The 16,943-nt window shown below is 63.5% G+C and carries 14 protein-coding genes and 1 pseudogene; 9 read left to right on the plus strand and 6 right to left on the minus strand.

Translation table 11 applies throughout. The annotated features are described in order from the left end of the window. Window positions 1-14: 14 nt before the first annotated feature. Window positions 15-842, minus strand: coding sequence for a class I SAM-dependent methyltransferase (locus tag HAP40_RS14015; RefSeq protein WP_166817241.1), 828 nt, complete (start codon window positions 840-842; stop codon window positions 15-17). Window positions 843-1,255: 413 nt separating this feature from the next. On the opposite strand from HAP40_RS14015, the gene HAP40_RS14020 reads away from it, so the two are divergent. Then, the gene (locus HAP40_RS14020; RefSeq protein WP_246741108.1) at window positions 1,256-2,500 is read left to right on the plus strand and encodes a glycosyltransferase; all 1,245 of its coding nucleotides are present in this window, start codon (window positions 1,256-1,258) and stop codon (window positions 2,498-2,500) included. A 295-nt stretch (window positions 2,501-2,795) separates the two neighbouring features. After that, complete coding sequence (locus tag HAP40_RS14025; protein WP_166817240.1) at window positions 2,796-3,770, plus strand: magnesium transporter CorA family protein; 975 nt, start codon at window positions 2,796-2,798, stop codon at window positions 3,768-3,770. 42 nt (window positions 3,771-3,812) lie between these two features. Here the strand turns inward: HAP40_RS14025 and HAP40_RS14030 are convergent, their stop codons facing one another. After that, complete coding sequence (locus tag HAP40_RS14030; protein ID WP_166817239.1) at window positions 3,813-4,439, minus strand: alpha/beta hydrolase; 627 nt, start codon at window positions 4,437-4,439, stop codon at window positions 3,813-3,815. Beyond that, window positions 4,436-5,374: a ring-cleaving dioxygenase gene (locus tag HAP40_RS14035; protein WP_166817238.1), complete on the minus strand. Its 939-nt coding sequence runs from the start codon at window positions 5,372-5,374 to the stop codon at window positions 4,436-4,438. The genes HAP40_RS14030 and HAP40_RS14035 overlap by 4 nt, the downstream gene beginning before the upstream one ends. Window positions 5,375-5,503: 129 nt before the next feature. Here HAP40_RS14035 and HAP40_RS14040 point away from each other — a divergent pair, with 129 nt between their 5' ends. From HAP40_RS14040 to HAP40_RS14055, 4 genes and pseudogenes are all read left to right on the plus strand, one after another. Continuing rightward, window positions 5,504-6,433: a LysR family transcriptional regulator gene (locus HAP40_RS14040; RefSeq protein WP_166817237.1), complete on the plus strand. Its 930-nt coding sequence runs from the start codon at window positions 5,504-5,506 to the stop codon at window positions 6,431-6,433. A gap of 450 nt (window positions 6,434-6,883) precedes the next feature. After that, a complete protein-coding gene (locus HAP40_RS14045; protein WP_166817236.1) occupies window positions 6,884-7,360 on the plus strand; it encodes a hypothetical protein in 477 nt (158 codons plus the stop codon). A 137-nt stretch (window positions 7,361-7,497) separates the two neighbouring features. Beyond that, on the plus strand, window positions 7,498-8,499 hold the full coding sequence (locus HAP40_RS14050; RefSeq protein WP_246741107.1) for an acetylserotonin O-methyltransferase: 1,002 nt from the start codon (window positions 7,498-7,500) through the stop codon (window positions 8,497-8,499). Window positions 8,500-8,545: 46 nt separating this feature from the next. Then, window positions 8,546-8,728: pseudogene (locus HAP40_RS14055) on the plus strand (LysR family transcriptional regulator); the annotation flags it as partial. 46 nt (window positions 8,729-8,774) lie between these two features. Here HAP40_RS14055 and HAP40_RS14060 read toward each other — a convergent pair. After that, a complete protein-coding gene (locus HAP40_RS14060) occupies window positions 8,775-9,644 on the minus strand; it encodes a LysR family transcriptional regulator (protein WP_166817235.1) in 870 nt (289 codons plus the stop codon). Window positions 9,645-9,750: 106 nt separating this feature from the next. On the opposite strand from HAP40_RS14060, the gene HAP40_RS14065 reads away from it, so the two are divergent. Together HAP40_RS14065 and HAP40_RS14070 are read left to right on the plus strand one after the other, a co-directional pair. Further along, entirely contained in the window at window positions 9,751-10,854 is a 1,104-nt protein-coding gene (locus tag HAP40_RS14065; RefSeq protein WP_166817234.1) for an HlyD family secretion protein, read from the plus strand. 62 nt (window positions 10,855-10,916) lie between these two features. After that, window positions 10,917-11,978 (plus strand): FUSC family protein, encoded by a 1,062-nt coding sequence (locus HAP40_RS14070; RefSeq protein WP_166817233.1) that lies wholly within the window; start codon window positions 10,917-10,919, stop codon window positions 11,976-11,978. A gap of 122 nt (window positions 11,979-12,100) precedes the next feature. On the opposite strand, the gene HAP40_RS14075 is transcribed toward HAP40_RS14070, so the two are convergent. Continuing rightward, entirely contained in the window at window positions 12,101-14,794 is a 2,694-nt protein-coding gene (locus HAP40_RS14075) for a hybrid sensor histidine kinase/response regulator (RefSeq protein WP_166817232.1), read from the minus strand. Further along, complete coding sequence (locus tag HAP40_RS14080; RefSeq protein WP_166817231.1) at window positions 14,791-15,834, minus strand: ABC transporter substrate-binding protein; 1,044 nt, start codon at window positions 15,832-15,834, stop codon at window positions 14,791-14,793. The genes HAP40_RS14075 and HAP40_RS14080 overlap by 4 nt, the downstream gene beginning before the upstream one ends. Before the next feature lie 292 nt (window positions 15,835-16,126). On the opposite strand from HAP40_RS14080, the gene HAP40_RS14085 reads away from it, so the two are divergent. Beyond that, on the plus strand, window positions 16,127-16,882 hold the full coding sequence (locus tag HAP40_RS14085) for a hypothetical protein (protein WP_166817230.1): 756 nt from the start codon (window positions 16,127-16,129) through the stop codon (window positions 16,880-16,882). The last annotated feature ends 61 nt before the right edge of the window (window positions 16,883-16,943 follow it).

Raw genomic sequence — 16,943 nt, forward strand, 5'->3', positions numbered from 1 at the left:
CTCATCCGTGTCAGTCAGGTTTCGGTCTTCGTCGCATGCCCATACAGCACGTTGGCCTCGACCGCTGCCATGCCGTGGTCGCGAATATAGTCGAGGCAACTCGTGCGCACCCGCTCGCGTTGGGTCGCATTCAGCTGCTCGATCGTGCCGCGATAGCCTGTTCCCAGCACCATCGGCCACCAATCCTCAGGTGAGCGCAGGCGATGCTGCCTGGTTTCCGGTTCTATGTCGGGCGCGTGCGCGCCGGCCGAGGCAAACAGCTCGTGCAGGGCTTCCGGTTCTGAAATCCGATCCCATGGATTGAACCCTCGGTAGAGATCTGGCCGCTGCTGCCGCACCGCATTCCAGAACACGGTGCTCGCAGGCTCGAAGAACCGTGGTCCCCAGGTGGTGATCGCGAGCCGCCCATTTGGCCGCACCAGTTTCCACAATGTCCGTACGGCTTGCTGCATGTCCGGCACGAAGAAGATGCCGAAAACGCAGATGACCGCGTCGAAGGTCGCAGGCGGAAGATTCAGTTCGAGCATGTCGCCCACGCGAAATTCGGCGTTGTCGAGCCCGCGTTCATTGGCCCTGGCTCTGGCGGCTTCAATCATGTGCTCGGCGAGGTCAACGCCGAGAACCAATCCATCGGGGCCGACAGCCTTCGCGGCCGGAAGCGCGGAGGCTCCGGTTCCGCAGCAGACATCCAGGATGGTGCTGCCGGCCCTTAGCTGGAGCCGCGAGATAGTGGTCTGACCGGCGTGGTCCCAGAAGGTATTGGCGGCGTGGTTGTAGAAGTCGGTTGCCGCGGCGTTGTACGCGGACAATGCACTCGACCTCGCTTCGATCGGCGTGCCCATGTGGATGCCTCCTTATCGGGATCGCATCGACACTCTGGCGCTGCGTTGCCGACGTTTCACCCGGATTCCTGTTACGAATGTAATCTCTCGACGTTGTGTGCGAGGTGACGATCGAGCCTCGCTTTGACCCCGCGTCAAAGCGCTGCGTTTCCTTCGCTGTGACCGCTTTGTGTCACAGGTGGGAGTCCTCATCCCTACAGACGTAACCATCCTACTTTGAACGGACATCGTTCAGTAGTGGCGTCCCGCTTCATGTGTGAGGCGGGGCGCGCGGACTGAGGCGCGCCCTAACCTCTGTCCGGAAGCCTGCATCGGCTTGCCGCAGACCGACTTCAACACCGCGAAGGAAGGGTTTGATGATGTCGTATCGATTTCTGTTGGCGTCGTGGGGGACTCTCGGGAACTTGAGTCCCATGCTGACCGCGGCGCGGCGGCTGCGCCGAAATGGACACCATGTCCGGGTGATGGCGGATCCGGCGATGCGGCCCGAGGTCGAGACCTCCGGCTTTCCATTCGTCACATGGCGCCGCGCCCCGACCGGAACGGCTGCCGATCCCGTCGACGTCTCGAACATCCAGGATTTTCTCCGCCGGGCCGTCTTCGATCCCGCCGGGCTCTATGCGGCCGACCTGCGGGATGAGATCGAGCGGATGCCGACGGACGCCGCTCTGGTGCTCGACGCGCTCTTTGGCGGCACGCTCGGGGCTGAGGCATCCGGCGTGCCCTTCGCGCTTCTGTCACCTCATGTCAGCCTTCGGCCTCTGCCGGGAATGCCGCCGGTCACGAGCGGATTGACCCAGCCGGAGACGCCGGAAGAACGCGCCGAGATCGACGCCGCCAATGCGAAGCAGGCCGAAACGATCAACGAGTTTCTGCCCCATCTCAATCGCACGCGTGCCAGTCTCGGCCTTGCTCCGCTGGCTGATGTGTTCGACTTGTTCGATCGCGCCGACCGGCTCCTGCTCGCGACCAGCCGGGCGTTCGATTTTGAGGCCGACGCGCTGCCCGACAATTTCCGCTACGTCGGACCGTTACTGGATGTGCCGACCTGGTCGCAATCCTTGCAAGCTGAGGCGTGGCGCGCGCCATGGCCGGTCGCATCGGGGCGTCCGCGCGCGCTGATCGCCTGCAGCACCGGCGCGCAGGGGCAGCACGATATGTTTCAGCGCATGATCGACGCCATGGGATCGCTCGAGATCGATGCGCTTGCGACCGCCGGTCCCAATCTCGACGTTGCCGATCTCAGGGCTCCGAAGAACGTGCATCTGACCAGGGGCGCGCCCCATGACCTCGTCATGAAGAATGTTTCCGTGGTGATAGCGCAGGGCGGCCACGGAACCACGACACGTTCGCTGATCAACGGACTGCCGCAGCTCATTCTGCCGATCGGACGAGACCAGGCTGCCAACGCCGCGCGCGTCGAGGCGAAGGGGGCGGGGCTTCAACTGCCGCCTTCGGCCTCCGAAGCGGACATTGCCGCAGCGGTGAGCCGGTTGATCGCGGAGCCGCAATTCACATTGGCGGCGCGTCTGATCGGCGAGGCCATGAAGGCCGACATCGATCGGTCCGGCCTCGTCGACGAGATGGAGGCGATCGCCGCCGCCGGCCGCGCCGCGAGACAGCTATCGAAGAGGCTGTCACTGCGAAAATCGGCCTGAGCTTGCGGCCATCCCGCGAGACGCTCGCCTTGGGGCGGGCCCTCAGGATGAGGTCGGAGTGTGGCCGCTGTTTCCGCGGGCAAGGCTGCCGCTGAGCTCTCATCCTGAGGAGCCCGCAAAGCGGGCGTCTCGAAGGACGAGGCGCTCGCGCAGGTCGCGCCAGGGTCATACGCGATTGTCCTGGGACGAGGTCGGTGCGCTTCGCTTGGCGCTCATGGACATTGAACGTTCGGAACCCTCATGCGTTAGTCGGCAGATCAGGCCGGCATGACGATGTGGCTACGGAGTTCGGTTCTTGCTCAAGCTGTACAGGTGGCCAACCGACGATTGGCAAGGCATCGGCGCGGAAATGCCCTCGGAGATCATCTGGGCCGATCTGCTGAATGCGACGGACGAGGAAAAGCGGTTCGTCGAGAAGCTGCTCAAAATTCGGATCCCGAGCGAGGACTCGCTCAGCGAGATCGAGGCGTCGAGCCGCCTGATCTTCGAGCACGGTACGCTTTATCTCGGCTCGCCCGCGGTCCGGCTCAACGAGGACAACGACGCCGAGATCACGCCGGTGGGCTTTATCATCGGCCCGCATGTGCTGGTGACGGTGCGCTTTGCGGAGCTGCCGATCTTCGACCAGATCGGCAAGCGCGTCGGCTCCGATGACAGTCTCGAGAACGGCATGTGCGTCTTCACGAGCCTGCTCGAAGCCATGATCGACCGCGGCGCTGATGCCCTGGAGCATCTCGCTGCGAGGGTCGACACGCTTTCGCGGGGCGTCTTCAAGGGCGGGCTTGTGCGCAGCAAGCGGCCGGTCCGCTCCAGCCGCAGGATGCGCGAGGCACTGGAGAACATCGGCGAATTGGCCGACCGTCTTGCCAAGACGCGCGACGTCCTGTTGGGCGTCGGACGAATTGCTTCGTTCGCCGGCGATGTGGGCAGCGAGTGGATCACGGAGGCGTCGAAGAAGCGCCTTCACGCAGTTTCGAAAGATGTCGCTTCGCTCAACGATTACGAGACGCGTCTCACAGACAAAATTCAGCTTCTGCTCGACGCCGTGCTCGGCTTCATCAACATCCAGCAGAACGAGCTGTTCAAGATCCTGACGATCGTGTCCGTCGTCGGCGTGCCGCCGACGATCCTCGTCGGTATCTGGGGCATGAACTTCAAGCATATGCCCGAGCTGGACTGGACCTTTGGCTATCCGCTGGCCTGGCTCGCGATCCTGGCGAGCGCCTTGTTGCCGCTGGTCTGGTTCAAGCGGCGTGGCTGGTTCGATTGATGGCAGCGGCGCACCGCCGGGCAACGATGCGCCGCTGTTCAACTATGCTGCCTTGGCCTCGACCTTGCCGATCCAGTCACGGGCGAGCGTCACGTCGGCCTGCGACAATTGATGGCCCACCGGCAGGACCCGGTGGGTCACGCTCGCGCCTGCTTGCGAGAGCAGGGCGGCAAGCTTAGCCGAATTGCTCGCCGGCACGATCGGATCAGTCTGCCCGGACAGTAGCAGGATCGGCTTGCTGCCAAGCTCGGCCTTGGGCGGATCCGACAGCGGCACCATGGCGCGCAGCAGGATCGCGCCTGCGAGCACGTCCGGCCTGAGCAGCAACAGTGCCGCGGCGATGTTGGCGCCGTTGGAGAAGCCGACGGCGACGGGCGCGGCGATGCCGTATTGCTCTCGCGCCTCCGCGACGAAGTCGCCGAGTTCGCGTGCGCGGTGGCGCACATCCTCCTCGTCGAACACGCCTTCGGCGAGACGGCGGAAGAAGCGCGGCATGCCGTGCTCGAGCACGCGGCCGCGCGGCGAGAGCAGGGCGGCGCCGGGCGAGATCATCCTGCCGAGCCCGAGCAGGTCATTCTCGTCGCCGCCGGTGCCGTGCAGCAGCAGCAGTGGAGGGGAACCCGCGCTCGTCGCGGGCTCGAAGCGATGGATGAATTCAGTTGCGGTCATGACGCGGTCTCTTCCAGGTTCGGCAGAACGCCCTCGATCTGCTTGCGATGCTGTTCGAGGAAAACAGGCAGCTTCAGGTCGCGGCCCAGGGTCGCGACGGGTTCGTCGACGGCAAAGCCGGGGATGTCGGTTGCGATCTCGAACAGCACGCCGCCGGGCTCGCGGAAGTAGATCGAGCGGAAGTAGTTGCGGTCCCGCTGCTCGGTCGGGTGCAGGCCGTGATTGCTCACGAGCTTTTGCGCCATCTTGCCCTGCTCGGCATCGTCGGCCGCGCGGAAGGCGATGTGATGCACCGAGCCGCCGCCCTGGTGTCCGCGCAGAAAACCCTTGGCCTCATAGATGTCGACGACACTGCCCTCGGCATCGCCCGGTGCCTTGAAGCGGATCACCGAGCCTTCGCGTCCGGTCTCCTTGAAGCCGAACACATCGGTGAGGACGGAAGCCGTCTTCGCGGCGCTGTCGAGCAGCAGCGTCACGCCATGGAAGCCGCGGATCGCATGCTCGGCCGGCACGTCGCCATTGCTCCAGCCGGGCTCGTTCTCGGCACCGGGAATGCCGACCAGCGCGAGCGCCATGCCGTCGGGATCGATGAACGGCAGCACGGACTCGCCAAAGCGCTTTTCCAGGGCCTCGTAACGAATGCCCTTCTCGGTGAACCGCTGCGTCCAATAGCCGAGCGAGCGCTGCGGCACGCGGAAGGCGGTCTGATGGGTCTCGCCGACGCCGCGGCGCCCGGCCGAAACGCCAGCCCAGGGGAAGAAGGTCAGGATGGTGCCGGGGCGCCCGGTCTCGTCGCCGTAATAAAAGTGATAGGTGCCGGGATCGTCGAAATTGACCGTCTTCTTGACGAAGCGCAGGCCGAGATCGCGGGTGTAAAAGCCGAAATTGCGGATGGGATCGCCGGCGATCGCGGTGACATGGTGCAGTCCAGACATTTGTCGTCCTCCAGATTCGGGGAGCGGTCTTGCTCTGGACGGAAATATCGTTCTGCTTTGGATTGGAGACAATCCATGCAAATATGACGACTATGTCTACGATTTGGAAACAATCGCCGGGGCCGGCCCTTGGATAAGGTCGCCAGCCTCCGCGCCTTCGTGAAGGTGGTCGAAAGCGGCAGCTTTGCCGAGGCCGGCCGGCAGCTGCGGCTGTCGCGCTCGGCGATCAGCAAATACATCGCCGACCTCGAGGAGAGCCTCGGCGTCCAGCTCCTGAACCGGACCACCCGGCACGCCAGCCCGACCGAGAACGGCCAGCGCTATTTCGAGCGCGCGGTCGTGATCCTCTCGGAGATCGAGGCGGCTGACCAGGCCGTGACGCAGGCCCAGTCGGCGCCGCGAGGTCTGCTCCGCGTCAACGCGCCGATGTCGTTCGGCACCATGCGGCTCGGGCCGATGCTCGCCGATTTCATGGCGCGTTACCCGGAGCTCCAGCTCCAGATCGTGCTCAGCGACGATCTGCTCGATCCTGTGCAGGACGGCTTTGACGTGACGTTGCGGATCGCGGAATTGGAATCCTCCAGCCTGATCGCGCGAAAAATCACGCCGGTGGCGCGCATGATCTGTGCTTCGCCCGACTATCTCGCGCGCCACGGCACGCCGGGGCATCCGCAGGATCTGCGCGAGCATGCCTCGCTGACCTACGGTTTCCTGCTCACCGGCAATCAGTGGAAGCTCACAGGTGCCGACGGCGATCATTGGATCCAGCCGGCCTGGTCGCTCTGCGTCAACAATGCCGAGGTGCTGCGCGACGTCGCGATCAAGGGCAGGGGGCTGGCGCTGCTGCCGGAGTTCATTGCCGCCGATGCGTTGAAGAAGGGCGAGCTGCGAACGGTGCTGGATGATTATTCTGCGCCGCCGCTCGCGCTCTATGCGGTCTATCCGCCGACCCGGCATCTGTCGGTGAAGGTGCGGCTGTTCATCGATTTTCTGGTCGCGCGGTTCGGGCGGGAGGATGAGGAAGTTGGCGGGCGCAGGCGTGCGGAGGCTGGGTCGTGAAGCCACGAATCTGCCGGGGCAACGGCTCGCAGCGATCTGTCGCCATAGGTCATGAAGGCGAGCTACACGGCGGCCAGTCTAGGGATCTGCCTTTGAATTGGTGAGCGGCATGGGTTCTCCCATTGTCAACGTTGTTGACAGCGATTCCTCGGAATTGCTCTTGCGCGAACGATTGGATGAAGTCCGGCAACCAGCAGAGGCCACAATAGTCGTGCCTTTGCTGAGAGTCCCGCGCAGTGGCCGGATACGATTATACCGCAACTGATAATTGAACTTTATTTCCGTGGCTTGGGACTCATATTGGCGCCCCGACTTCGCGACTCAGGACACAGAGAGTTCAGCCGCGGCCGGGGCGTTGCAGAGGGCTCTCTTCCGTGCCACCGCGAAGAGCCTGGCACGATGAGTAGCCCGCACTTCTCGACTTGGTTTCAACAAGCGCAGGAGGAAGCTATGCGGAAGTCTCTCACCTTTTTCCTTTCTGGCGTGGCATTGGCCGTCGCGGCGTCAACCGCCGTAGCCGGCGAGCGGGTGCTCGAATTCAAGCTCGTCACCAAGCCGCTCGACCTCAAGGTCATAGAGGCCGCAAACGTCGAAGGACAGACGGTCGTGTCTGGCAAATTCTTCGGGGTGGCCGTCTTCAGCGATGGCCGTATCGGCGTGAAAGAGTTCGTCAATGCTTCGGACTTGCTCAAGGGGTCGGGCCCCTTCTTCGGCTATAGCACTTACACGTTCGAGGAAGGCTCGATCACGGCGCGGTACACCGGATCGGCCAAAGACGGCAAATCGACGGGCGAGTACACGATCCTGTCGGGCACAGGCGCCTATGCGAACGCCACGGGTACGGGAACCATCGAAAGCGCGCCGAATCCGTTCAAGGGCGTCAACCTGCTCAACATAAAGCTCGTCGTCAAAACCTCCGGCTCATGACGGCGCAATGTTGACAGGTCCTGCACGAAGGAAGTGATCCCTTGCATGGCGTATTGGCCCGGCCGGCGGCGGCATTGCCGGCCGGGCGATACGCTGAAGAACCGACTGGAGTTGACCGACACCTTGGAGATTGTGACGTGACGCTCAATCCCTGGCTCGACATGCTCAACTTGATCAATGGCTTTCAGGTAACGCAGGCCATCAGGGTCGCGTCAACACTCCGAATCGCGGATCATCTAAAGGATGGAGCGCGTTCCGCTGAGAAGTTGGCTTCCTTGACGGAGAGCAACGCAGACGCGCTCTATCGGTTGCTGCGTGCACTCGCCGGCGTTGGTATCTTTCGCGAAGGCCCGGACCGAACCTTTGCTTTGACTCCGATGGGTGATTGCTTGCGGACAAACTCGGCAACGCCCATTGGCGGCTGGGCAGAGCATGTCGGCAATACTGCCTATTGGCAGGCGTGGGGACACTTGTTGCATAGCGTCCGCACCGGAGGGAACGCATTCAGAGATCTTCATGGCGAAGATGTCTGGGAGTACCGCGCCAAGCATCCTGAAGCTAACGCCATCTTCAACCGCGCAATGACCGACATGTCTCGAGGCGGCGGCGAGGCGATAGTCAAGGCTTACGATTTCTCAAGCTTTCGACATGTTGTGGACGTGGGGGGCGGACAAGGCACGCTGTTGGCGGTTATTTTGCGAGCCTGCCCACGGGCCCGTGGCACGCTGTTCGACCAGCCCCAAGTCATTGCGGGAGCGAAGACGCAATTGCAAGCGCATGGCGTAGCCGACCGCTGCGAAGTCATCGGCGGTAGCTTTTTTGATGCGGTGCCGGAAGGCGGAGACGTTTATGTGATGAGACACATCATTCACGATTGGGAGGACGACGAGGCCACAGCTATCCTCAAATCCTGCCGTCGGGCCATGATCAAATCGGCAAAGCTGCTGCTCGTCGAGCGCACCGTGGCGCCCCCCAATCAATTGCCGGGAAAATTCAGTGATCTGAATATGCTTGTTGCACCTGGAGGCCGAGAGCGGACCAGCGAAGAATATGCCGCCCTGTTCGAAAAATCCGGTTTTGAACTGACCCGAGTCTTGCCGGCTGGTGGCTTCAATGTCGTGGAGGCTCGGCCCTGTTGATCGTCCATCAAATTAGGCCTTGGTCCATGCCTGCTTCGGGTCACAAGCTGATGCGTCGAAGAATGGCGAGCTGCGGACGGCGCTGGACGATTGTTCTGCGCCGCCGCTTGCGCTCTATGCGGTCTATCCGCCGACCCGGCATCTGTCGGTGAAGGTGAGGTTGTTCATCGACTTTCTCGTCGAACGTTTCAACCGCGAGGACGAGGCGGCGTCAGGCCGGCCGAAATGATCCGCGCGGAAGAGTCGGGCCGAGATCTGTCGGCTCCGGTCTGACTTCACGCCACCGCTTTAGCAATGAAGTTGCGGACGATCTTCGAGGTCTCGCCACGCCGAAACGCCAGAGTCAAGCGCGCGACTGGGGAGTCCCCTTTGACCTCACGATAGGTGACGCCGGTGACTTGAAGCTGGCGCATCGACGCCGGTACCAGCGAAAAGCCAAGCTCGGCTGCCACCAGGCTGACGACCGAGCTGATCTGAGGCGCGGACTGCCCGAGGGTCGGCTCGAAGCCCGCCCGCCGACAGGCCGTGATGACGGTGTCAACCCAGGCCGATCCGCGCGGCGTCAGAATGAGCGGATCCCCCTTCAGCCTGATGAGATCGATTTCAGTCGACTTCGCCTCCGGATGGCTTGCGGGCAATACGACGAGCATCGGCTCGCTGGAGAGGCGCCGAAACTGCAGATCGTCCTCGCCCTCATTGGGGCGCAGGAACACCGCGTCCAGCTCGCCGTCCCGTAGGCCCGCAATGAGGCGGGCTGTACTCGCCTCCTCGAGGGTCAGATCCACATCGGGATAAGCCCGGCGAAACGATCGGATCGTCGAGGTGACAACAGGACTAAATGGGGCCGAGTTGGTAAAGCCCACCCGGAGCGATCCGATTTGACCCCGCGCAGCCCTTTGAGCCGCTCGAATGGCGCGCTCCGCCTGCATAGGAATGACCTGCACGTTCTCCAGAAATGCGCGCCCCGCCTCGGTCAGTTCGGCACCTTGGGGAATGCGATGGAAGAGCGCAGCCCCGACTTCGGCCTCAAGATCCTTGATCTGCTGGCTCAGCGGCGGCTGCCCAATTCCAACCCGCGCAGCGGCGCGTGTGAAATTTTTCTCCTCTGCAACCGCGAGGAAATAGCGGATGTGGCGAAGTTCCATGCCAGTGCCAAAAGCTATCGAGATCGTTCTTCCTATATATTTGACTGCACGTCGCCAGAAATCAAATATCCCTTATTGGGAGGCTGACTGACCTGGACGATCGAAATTGGACCAGAACCTGAATGTCATCCTGAAAGGCAAGTCCATCCCTGAGCCGACGGTCAGGGACAAAGAGCCAAGTCTTCCGTTTGCTGTAACTTCGCTGTCCGCGATACCCGAACCCGATCGATCGCCCATTCCTTCACGACGCCGGCGTGCCCTGCTGTTTCTCCTTGCCGTTGCAGCAGCTGTCTTGGCTTGGTGGATATCGGGCTATCTGTTCGCCTACACGGACGACGCATACGTCACGTCCGATGTGCTGTCGATCACGCCGGAAGTCACGGGTCCGATCGCAGCGGTTCTTGTGAAGGACAACGAATGGGTGAAGCGAGGAACACTCCTTTTCACCATCGATCCGGTTCCGTTCAGATTGGCTGTCGAGCAAGCGCGCGCGGAGGAGGCGCGAACTGAGGCTCAGCTGCCGGTCGACCGGGCACAGTTGCAGGTTCTGCAGGCGCAGAAGGAAGCGGCGGGTGCTGCCGCGAGCCTTGCGGCGGCAAATCTGCGCCGTGACACGCCGCTTGCCCAGTCCGGTACGATCTCCGTCCAGGCCCTCGACACGACGCGTACCACCGAGAAGCAAAGCGCGGCCCAGCAACATGCCGCCGAAGCTGCCTTGAAGAAGGCGAACGAGACGCTCAACCTGGATAAGGCTGCCGTTTCATCGGCCCACGCTGCACGTCTTCTCGCCGAATGGCGCCTGGACCGCACCAAAGTTGTGGCGCCCGTCGATGGTTACGTGACGCATCTTGCCATTCAAACTGGCGACATGGCTTCTACGAGCCACGCAGCGGTCGCGATCGTGGATGGAAACGCCTGGCGCGTCGTTGCCAATTACAAGGAATATTATCTACGGCACCTGCATCCCGGCGGCACCGCCTGGATCTGGCTCGACAGCAATCCATGGCATTTCTACCGCGCGCGCATCCAGGGTCTGGCGCACGGCATTAGTCGCCAGCGAGGGAGCGAGACGCTCGTCCCTTACGTATCTCCAACGGTGAACTGGATCCGACTGCAACGACGGATTCCAGTTCGATTCACGCTGCTCGAATCTCCTGGGAGCGACCAGCTGTTCATGGGCGCCGACGCTCGCGTCCTGGTCATCTACTGATTGGGAGAACCTTGACGATGCCGCTCCTGATATCGGCCCTGCGACCGATACCGCGAGCCCTGGTGCGTGAGCTCAAATCGCTCGAGCTTCGCGGCCCGCGCGCCAGAGAGGCAGCAAAACGCGTGCTGTCGGTGTTGGTCGCTGTCGCAACGTCATCCGTTCTCAACCTTGATGATCTCTCCTGGGCGGCGTTCAGCGGCTACATGGTGATGCGTGGCAGCGTCGCCGAGACGTTCCAGCGGGGACTCATGCGCATCGTGGGCACCGCTGGTGGAGCACTGCTGGGACTCCTGCTGGCGCCCGGGACTGCGAATGACCCTTTGCTGTTGATGGTTTTCCTCTTCATTGTGTCATGGATCGGCACCTTTCAGTCGCTGACGACCAACTACAGTTACGCATGGCTGTTCTTTGGCCTTACGGCCGGGATGGTGACCACCGAGGCGCTCGCCTCGCCAGACGCTGTCGTGCATTTCGCAGCCACGCGGGTGGCGGAGATTACGGTCGGAACGTGCATGAGCCTTTTCGTTGCAAGCCTGTATTCGGATACGGCAGGCCGCAGGGAACAACATGCCAACGACGTGCTCTGGTGCGGACGCCTGCATGATGTCTTGAATGAGAACTGGCTGCGAGAGCATTGGCTGCTGCTCGAGCACTGTACACGCGCGGCGCTGGCCGTCGCCTTGCTACCTCTCATCTGGCGGTGGTTCGGCATCGAGGATTTCTCACAAACTGCGATCACCTCGTACGTCATCATGATCGTCCCATCGGCCGCGGTGGGGGATCGCCGATACGCCGCGATCTACGAGAGGATCGCCCACAGGACGCTCGGATGCCTGCTTGGTAGCGCGTTCGCTCTTGTCTCTATTGGCCTGTTCGGCACGGGATTGCCGGTAACCGTGCTCACCCTCGCTGCCGGCGTCTGGGTTGGCTGCCAAATTCAGACGGGACGGGAGATCAACTATCTCGGAACGCAGTTCACGCTCGGGCTTCTCGTCACCCTTGTTCAGGGACCGGCTCCGATCACAGATATCACCCCCGGGCTGGAGCGTTTTGTTGGCATCGCGATCGGCTCCGCCATGCTGTGTATGACGACCTGCCTTTGGCCCTTGGTTCAAGACAAGTAGCGTCTCCGACGGAAGCTGACCGCCTTCTTCCCAATGTCGGCCGCCCCTTCGTCGTATGCCCCCTCCAGCGGCTGGACATCGCGCATGCGATCCTCGATCACGCTGATTGATGGGGACACGGTCTAGCCGACGAAGCGCTGCTCGGCTGGCAGAAGCAGGTCGTCTAGCGCCCTCATCGATGCCTGCCGTAGCGCGGCGAGTTCGCGGGCGGCACTTTGGCACTGGGTGGGGGACATCGAAGCCACAGCCAGTTCCACTTCGCGGCACTGCTCGAACAGGCGCACGAGTCCGAGCGCGCTCGCAGCGCTGCCGAGCTGATGCGCGGACCGCGCGAGCTGCCTGCGATCGCCGGCTGCCGCAGCCGTCGTGATGTCCTTGATCAGGTCTTCACCGGTCTGCGCCAGCAAGGCGTGCAGCTTCGCGATTTGCGCAGGCCCGAGCAACTCCTTCTGGTCGTCGAGAAAGTGCCGGTCGATCAATTCGGCCGCGGCGCGTTGCGCTGCCGCCGGTTCGTCCTTGGGATCGTCCTCGATCGCCTCGCGCAGCGCGTTGATCAGGATCGGCTTGCTGACGACCCTGGCGATGCCGGCGCCGGCGAGCCGTTCGCGGGCGCTGGTCGACACGTCGGCGGTTACGGCGATGATGCGCGGCATCCTGGGCAGATCGAGCTTGCCGATCCGCGACGCCGCCTCCACCCCGTCCATGTCCGGCATGTGCAGATCCATCAGGATGACGTCGAACGCCTGGTCTCGGGCGAGCTCTATGGCCGATGCGCCGTTCCTCGCGATCATGGGGCAATGGCCGAGCTTGTTCAGGATCGCTTCGCCGACCTCGCAATTGACGGGATCGTCGTCGACCAGCAACACGCGGAGGCGTCGCGAGGACGGCGCAAGCGCGCCTTGCGCGATGCCGTTTCCGGCAAGGGCCAGCGGCACTTCAAGCGTGAACGTGCTGCCTGCGCCCGGCGTGCTCTCAACCGTCAGCTCGCCGCGCATCAAGCGGGTGAGGCGCCGCGCGATCGCAAGGCCAAGGCCCGTGCCGCCGAACCGCCGCGCGATGCTGTCGTCGGCCTGGACGAAATCCTCGAAAATCCGCTCGTGCAGCTCGGGCGCGATGCCGATGCCGGTGTCGCGAACGCTGACGCGCAGCAGGACGTGATCGTCGTGCCGCTCGGCCGTCGCGCTCAAGCCGATCCCGCCGCTGGGGGTGAACTTGATCGCGTTGCCGATCAGGTTGAGCAGGATGCGATTGAGCCTGACGGGATCGCCATGCACGACGGTGTTGACCGTGGCATCGGAGGCGAGATCGAAGGTCAGATTCTTGCCGATGGCTTGCGGACGCAGCAGATCGGCCGCAGCCTCGATGAGCTGGTCGAGCCGGAAGTCGCGCGTCTCCAGCATTTCGGTGCTGGCCTCCAGGCGGGCATATTCCAGCACTGCATCGACCAGTGCGATCAGCGTCTCGCCCGATGCGGCCGCGGTGGCGAGATGGCGCCGCTGGGTCTCGCTGAGGCCGCCGTCATTCAGCAATTGCAGCACGCCCATGACGCCGTTCAGCGGCGTGCGCAGCTCGTGGCTGACGACGGCGAGGAAGCGCGACTTGGTCTCGTTGGCCGCCACGGCCGCGCTGCGCGCGCGCTCTGCGGCGTCATGCTCGGCCAGCGCATGATCGCGCGCCTTCTCGAGCTCGGAGGTCCGCTCGACCACCTTGCGCTCGAGCGTGGCATAGGACTCCCGCAAATGCGCGGCCATCCGGTTGAACTGGTCGCCGAGCGCCTCCAGCTCGTCACCGGTCTTGATCGCGAGTCGCTGGCCGAGATCGCCGCTGCCGATCCGCTTCGCGCCCTGCGTCAGCATCTGGATCGGCACGGTCATGCGCCGGCTGAGAAAGAGCGATACCAGCACCGCGCAGGCCAGCAGGATGACCAGCAGAAGCGTCGAGCGCCCGATCGACGCATAGATCGGCGCGTAGGCTTCGGTGAGCGGCAGTTCCACGAACACCAGCCAGCCGAGCGAGGGCACCGTCGCATAGGTCGACAGCACGCGCTGGCCGGACAGATCCTCCTTGACGAGGCCGCTCGATGGCGGCCCGACTCCGTCGAGCGCGGCACGCACGTCCGCATGTCCCGACAGATCGCTCCGCTGCAGCGCCCGCCACAGATCGGGATGCGCGATCAACACGCCCATGCGATCGACCACATAGGCCTTCCCGGTGTTGCCGACCCTGATCCCGGTGACGAGGTCCCAGATGAAGCGCAGATTGACCTCGGCGACGATCACGTCAGGAGCGCGGCCGGTGCCGCGCGTGGCGAGCGTCATGAACGGCTCGGTATCGCCGAAGAAGTAGACGGGCCCGTAATAGGCCCGGCTGTCATTGGCACCGCGAAAGGCCGGCGTGGTGGAGAGATCGAGCTTGCTGCCGATCCTGTCGGCGACGCGGCGTGACACGCGCACCTGCTCGCGGCCTTGCGCGTCGAGCTGGGCGATTTCCGCGATCGCGGGCGAGAGGCGCAGGAGGCGGATGGCGTTCAGCCGCTCGTCCTCGTTGGTCGCCAGCTCCGGGGGCAGGCGGGAGAGCCATCTGATCTGGTTCTCGATCTGGCCGACGAACTGGCCGATCTGGATGGCCGCGGACGCCGCCTGCTCGCGCTGGGTCGCCGCCAGCAGCTGCTTCTGCTCGCGATAGGAGAACCAGACGTCGAAGCCGGTGTTGACGGCAAGCGCGGCAAAGGCGAGGGCAACGATCGAGTAGAGATATTTTCTGAACAGCCGGCCGGGAGGCGTCCGCAACGGTTCCTGGTCGGCCGTCTCGTTCACTCGCGGATCTCGTCGGCGCGCGCGAGCAGCGTGAACGGGATCGTCAGTCCCAGCGCGCGGGCGACCGTGCGGTTGATCAGCAGCTCGTATTTCCGCGGCGATTGCACCGGCAGATCGCCGGCCTTGGTGCCGCGCAGGATGAGATCGACGTAATCCGCCGAGCGCACTTCGAGCGTCGGCCCGTAGCTCATCAGCCCGCCGGCATCCATGAAATAGTGGAACGGATAGATGGTGGGCACGCGATATTTGTCGGCCGCCGCGACGACCGCCTTGCGGTTGACGACGAGGAAGCTGTCGACCAGTGCGACCATCGCCGCCTTGGGCGGTTCGGAAAAGCGCTTGACGGCCTCGTCGATCTCCGCGGGCGCGTTGACGGGCGCCGGGATCGCGGACACGCCGCTCGCCGCGGCCTCCTGCTCGATCGATTCGAGGAAGAAGCGCCCGCCGCGCGGCGTGGTCGCGGGATTGAACAGGATGCCGACACGCGTGACGTCGGGCACGGCCTCGCGGATCAGCTGAAGCCATTTGCCGCCCATCTCGGCGGTGCTGTTGGTGAAGCCGGTGACGTTGCCGCCGGGATGGGCGAGGCTTTGGACGAAGCCGTTGCCGACGGGATCGTTGGCGGTGGCGAACACGATCGGGATGGTCTTGGTGGCGGCCAAGACGGCCGCGGTTTCGACCGTCGAGCCGGTCAGGATCACGTCCGGCTTGAGGTCGAGCAGCTCCTGAACCGCCGCCTTCAGCCGATCCGGTGCACCGAAGGTCGAACGCAGCTCGAGGCGGAAGTTGACGCCTTCGACCCAGCCCCGCTGCCTCAAGCCGACGATGAGGCCACCCAGGCGGGAGGTTGCGCTGTTGATCATGCTTCGTCTGGTCAGCTCGTCGTCGAGCGGCAACGCGGTCAGCGAGGCGACGATCCGCACGCGATCGGACGTTGCGCCGAGCGCAATCCATCCTGCGGCGGTTGCGCCCACGAGGCGGAGGACGTCGCGGCGGGCAACCGCCGGCACAGTGTGGGCAGGAGCGGGCCGCTCGATCATGAAATGCTTCGCAAAACTTTCCCCAGGCGGTTTGCATAACGCGAAAGGCTGGTGACCACAATTGATGAAAAAATGCGCTTGTGAATGTTCATTCGCAGCGTTTGGCAGCCCGATACCGTATGCCTTTGCTGCCAAAGAGTCGCTGTTTCGAGCTTTGTCTTCTCCGTGACGCTTTGTAACGCCTTGTGGCGTTGCAGCAATTTCCGTCCGGTTGAGCTGACGGTTCGGGGAAGCCGATTTCGCTGCTGCTGATTTTTGAAGCGTTGTTTCAGGTTTGTTTCGAAGGTTTTCGATGCGCAAAATCTATCTCGTTCCGGCCCTGGTCGGCCTGCTCACCTCCGTTGCAATCGAGCCGCTCGCGGCCCAGGGCGCCGTGCCCAACCAGGTCGCCGTGCCCAAGCAGAAGGCCGCGCCGGCGCCCAAAGCCAGCGCTGCCGCGGCGCCGGTTGCCGCCGGCGCGACAGCGGCGGCCGCAGCCGAGACACCTGCGGCAGAGGACAAGACCAAGGCGATCGACGGCTTTCGCTCCGCCAAGTTCGGCATGAACGAGACCGACGTTCGCGCGGCGATGGCAAAGGACTTCAGCCCCAAGCCCGACGCGATCAAGATACAGGACAACGCGTCCGAGCTGACGCGCAGCCTGCTGCTCTCCGCGCCGGAGCTGCTGCCGAACGGCGGCACCGCCGAGCTCTCCTACGTGTTCGGCTACAAGTCCAAGTCGCTGATCCAGGTTGGCGCGGTCTGGTCGAAGGGGACCGACGCGGCGATGACGCCCGAGAAGCTGTTCTCCAACGCCAACATCCTGCGTGCCCATTTCATGGGCGAAGGCTTCAAGCCCGACTCGATCGCGGTCAACATGCCCGTCGCCGGCGGCATCGTGATGTTCCGCGGCAGCGACGCCAAGGATCGGTCGGTGATCCTGCTTCTGCAGGGGACGTTCGAGACCAAGGAGAACAACCGCGTGCTGACGCCGACCAGCCTGCTGCTGTTCTACGTCGCCGACGCCAAGAGCCCCGACATCTTCAAGCTTCCGCCCGGCCAGTTTTGATGCTGGACGATCACAACATTCTCCCACCGGTCGTGGATCGGCGCCAATGCCGATGAAGAGG

The sequence above is a fragment of the Bradyrhizobium sp. 1(2017) genome (assembly GCF_011602485.2).
Classification (GTDB): Bacteria; Pseudomonadota; Alphaproteobacteria; order Rhizobiales; family Xanthobacteraceae; genus Bradyrhizobium.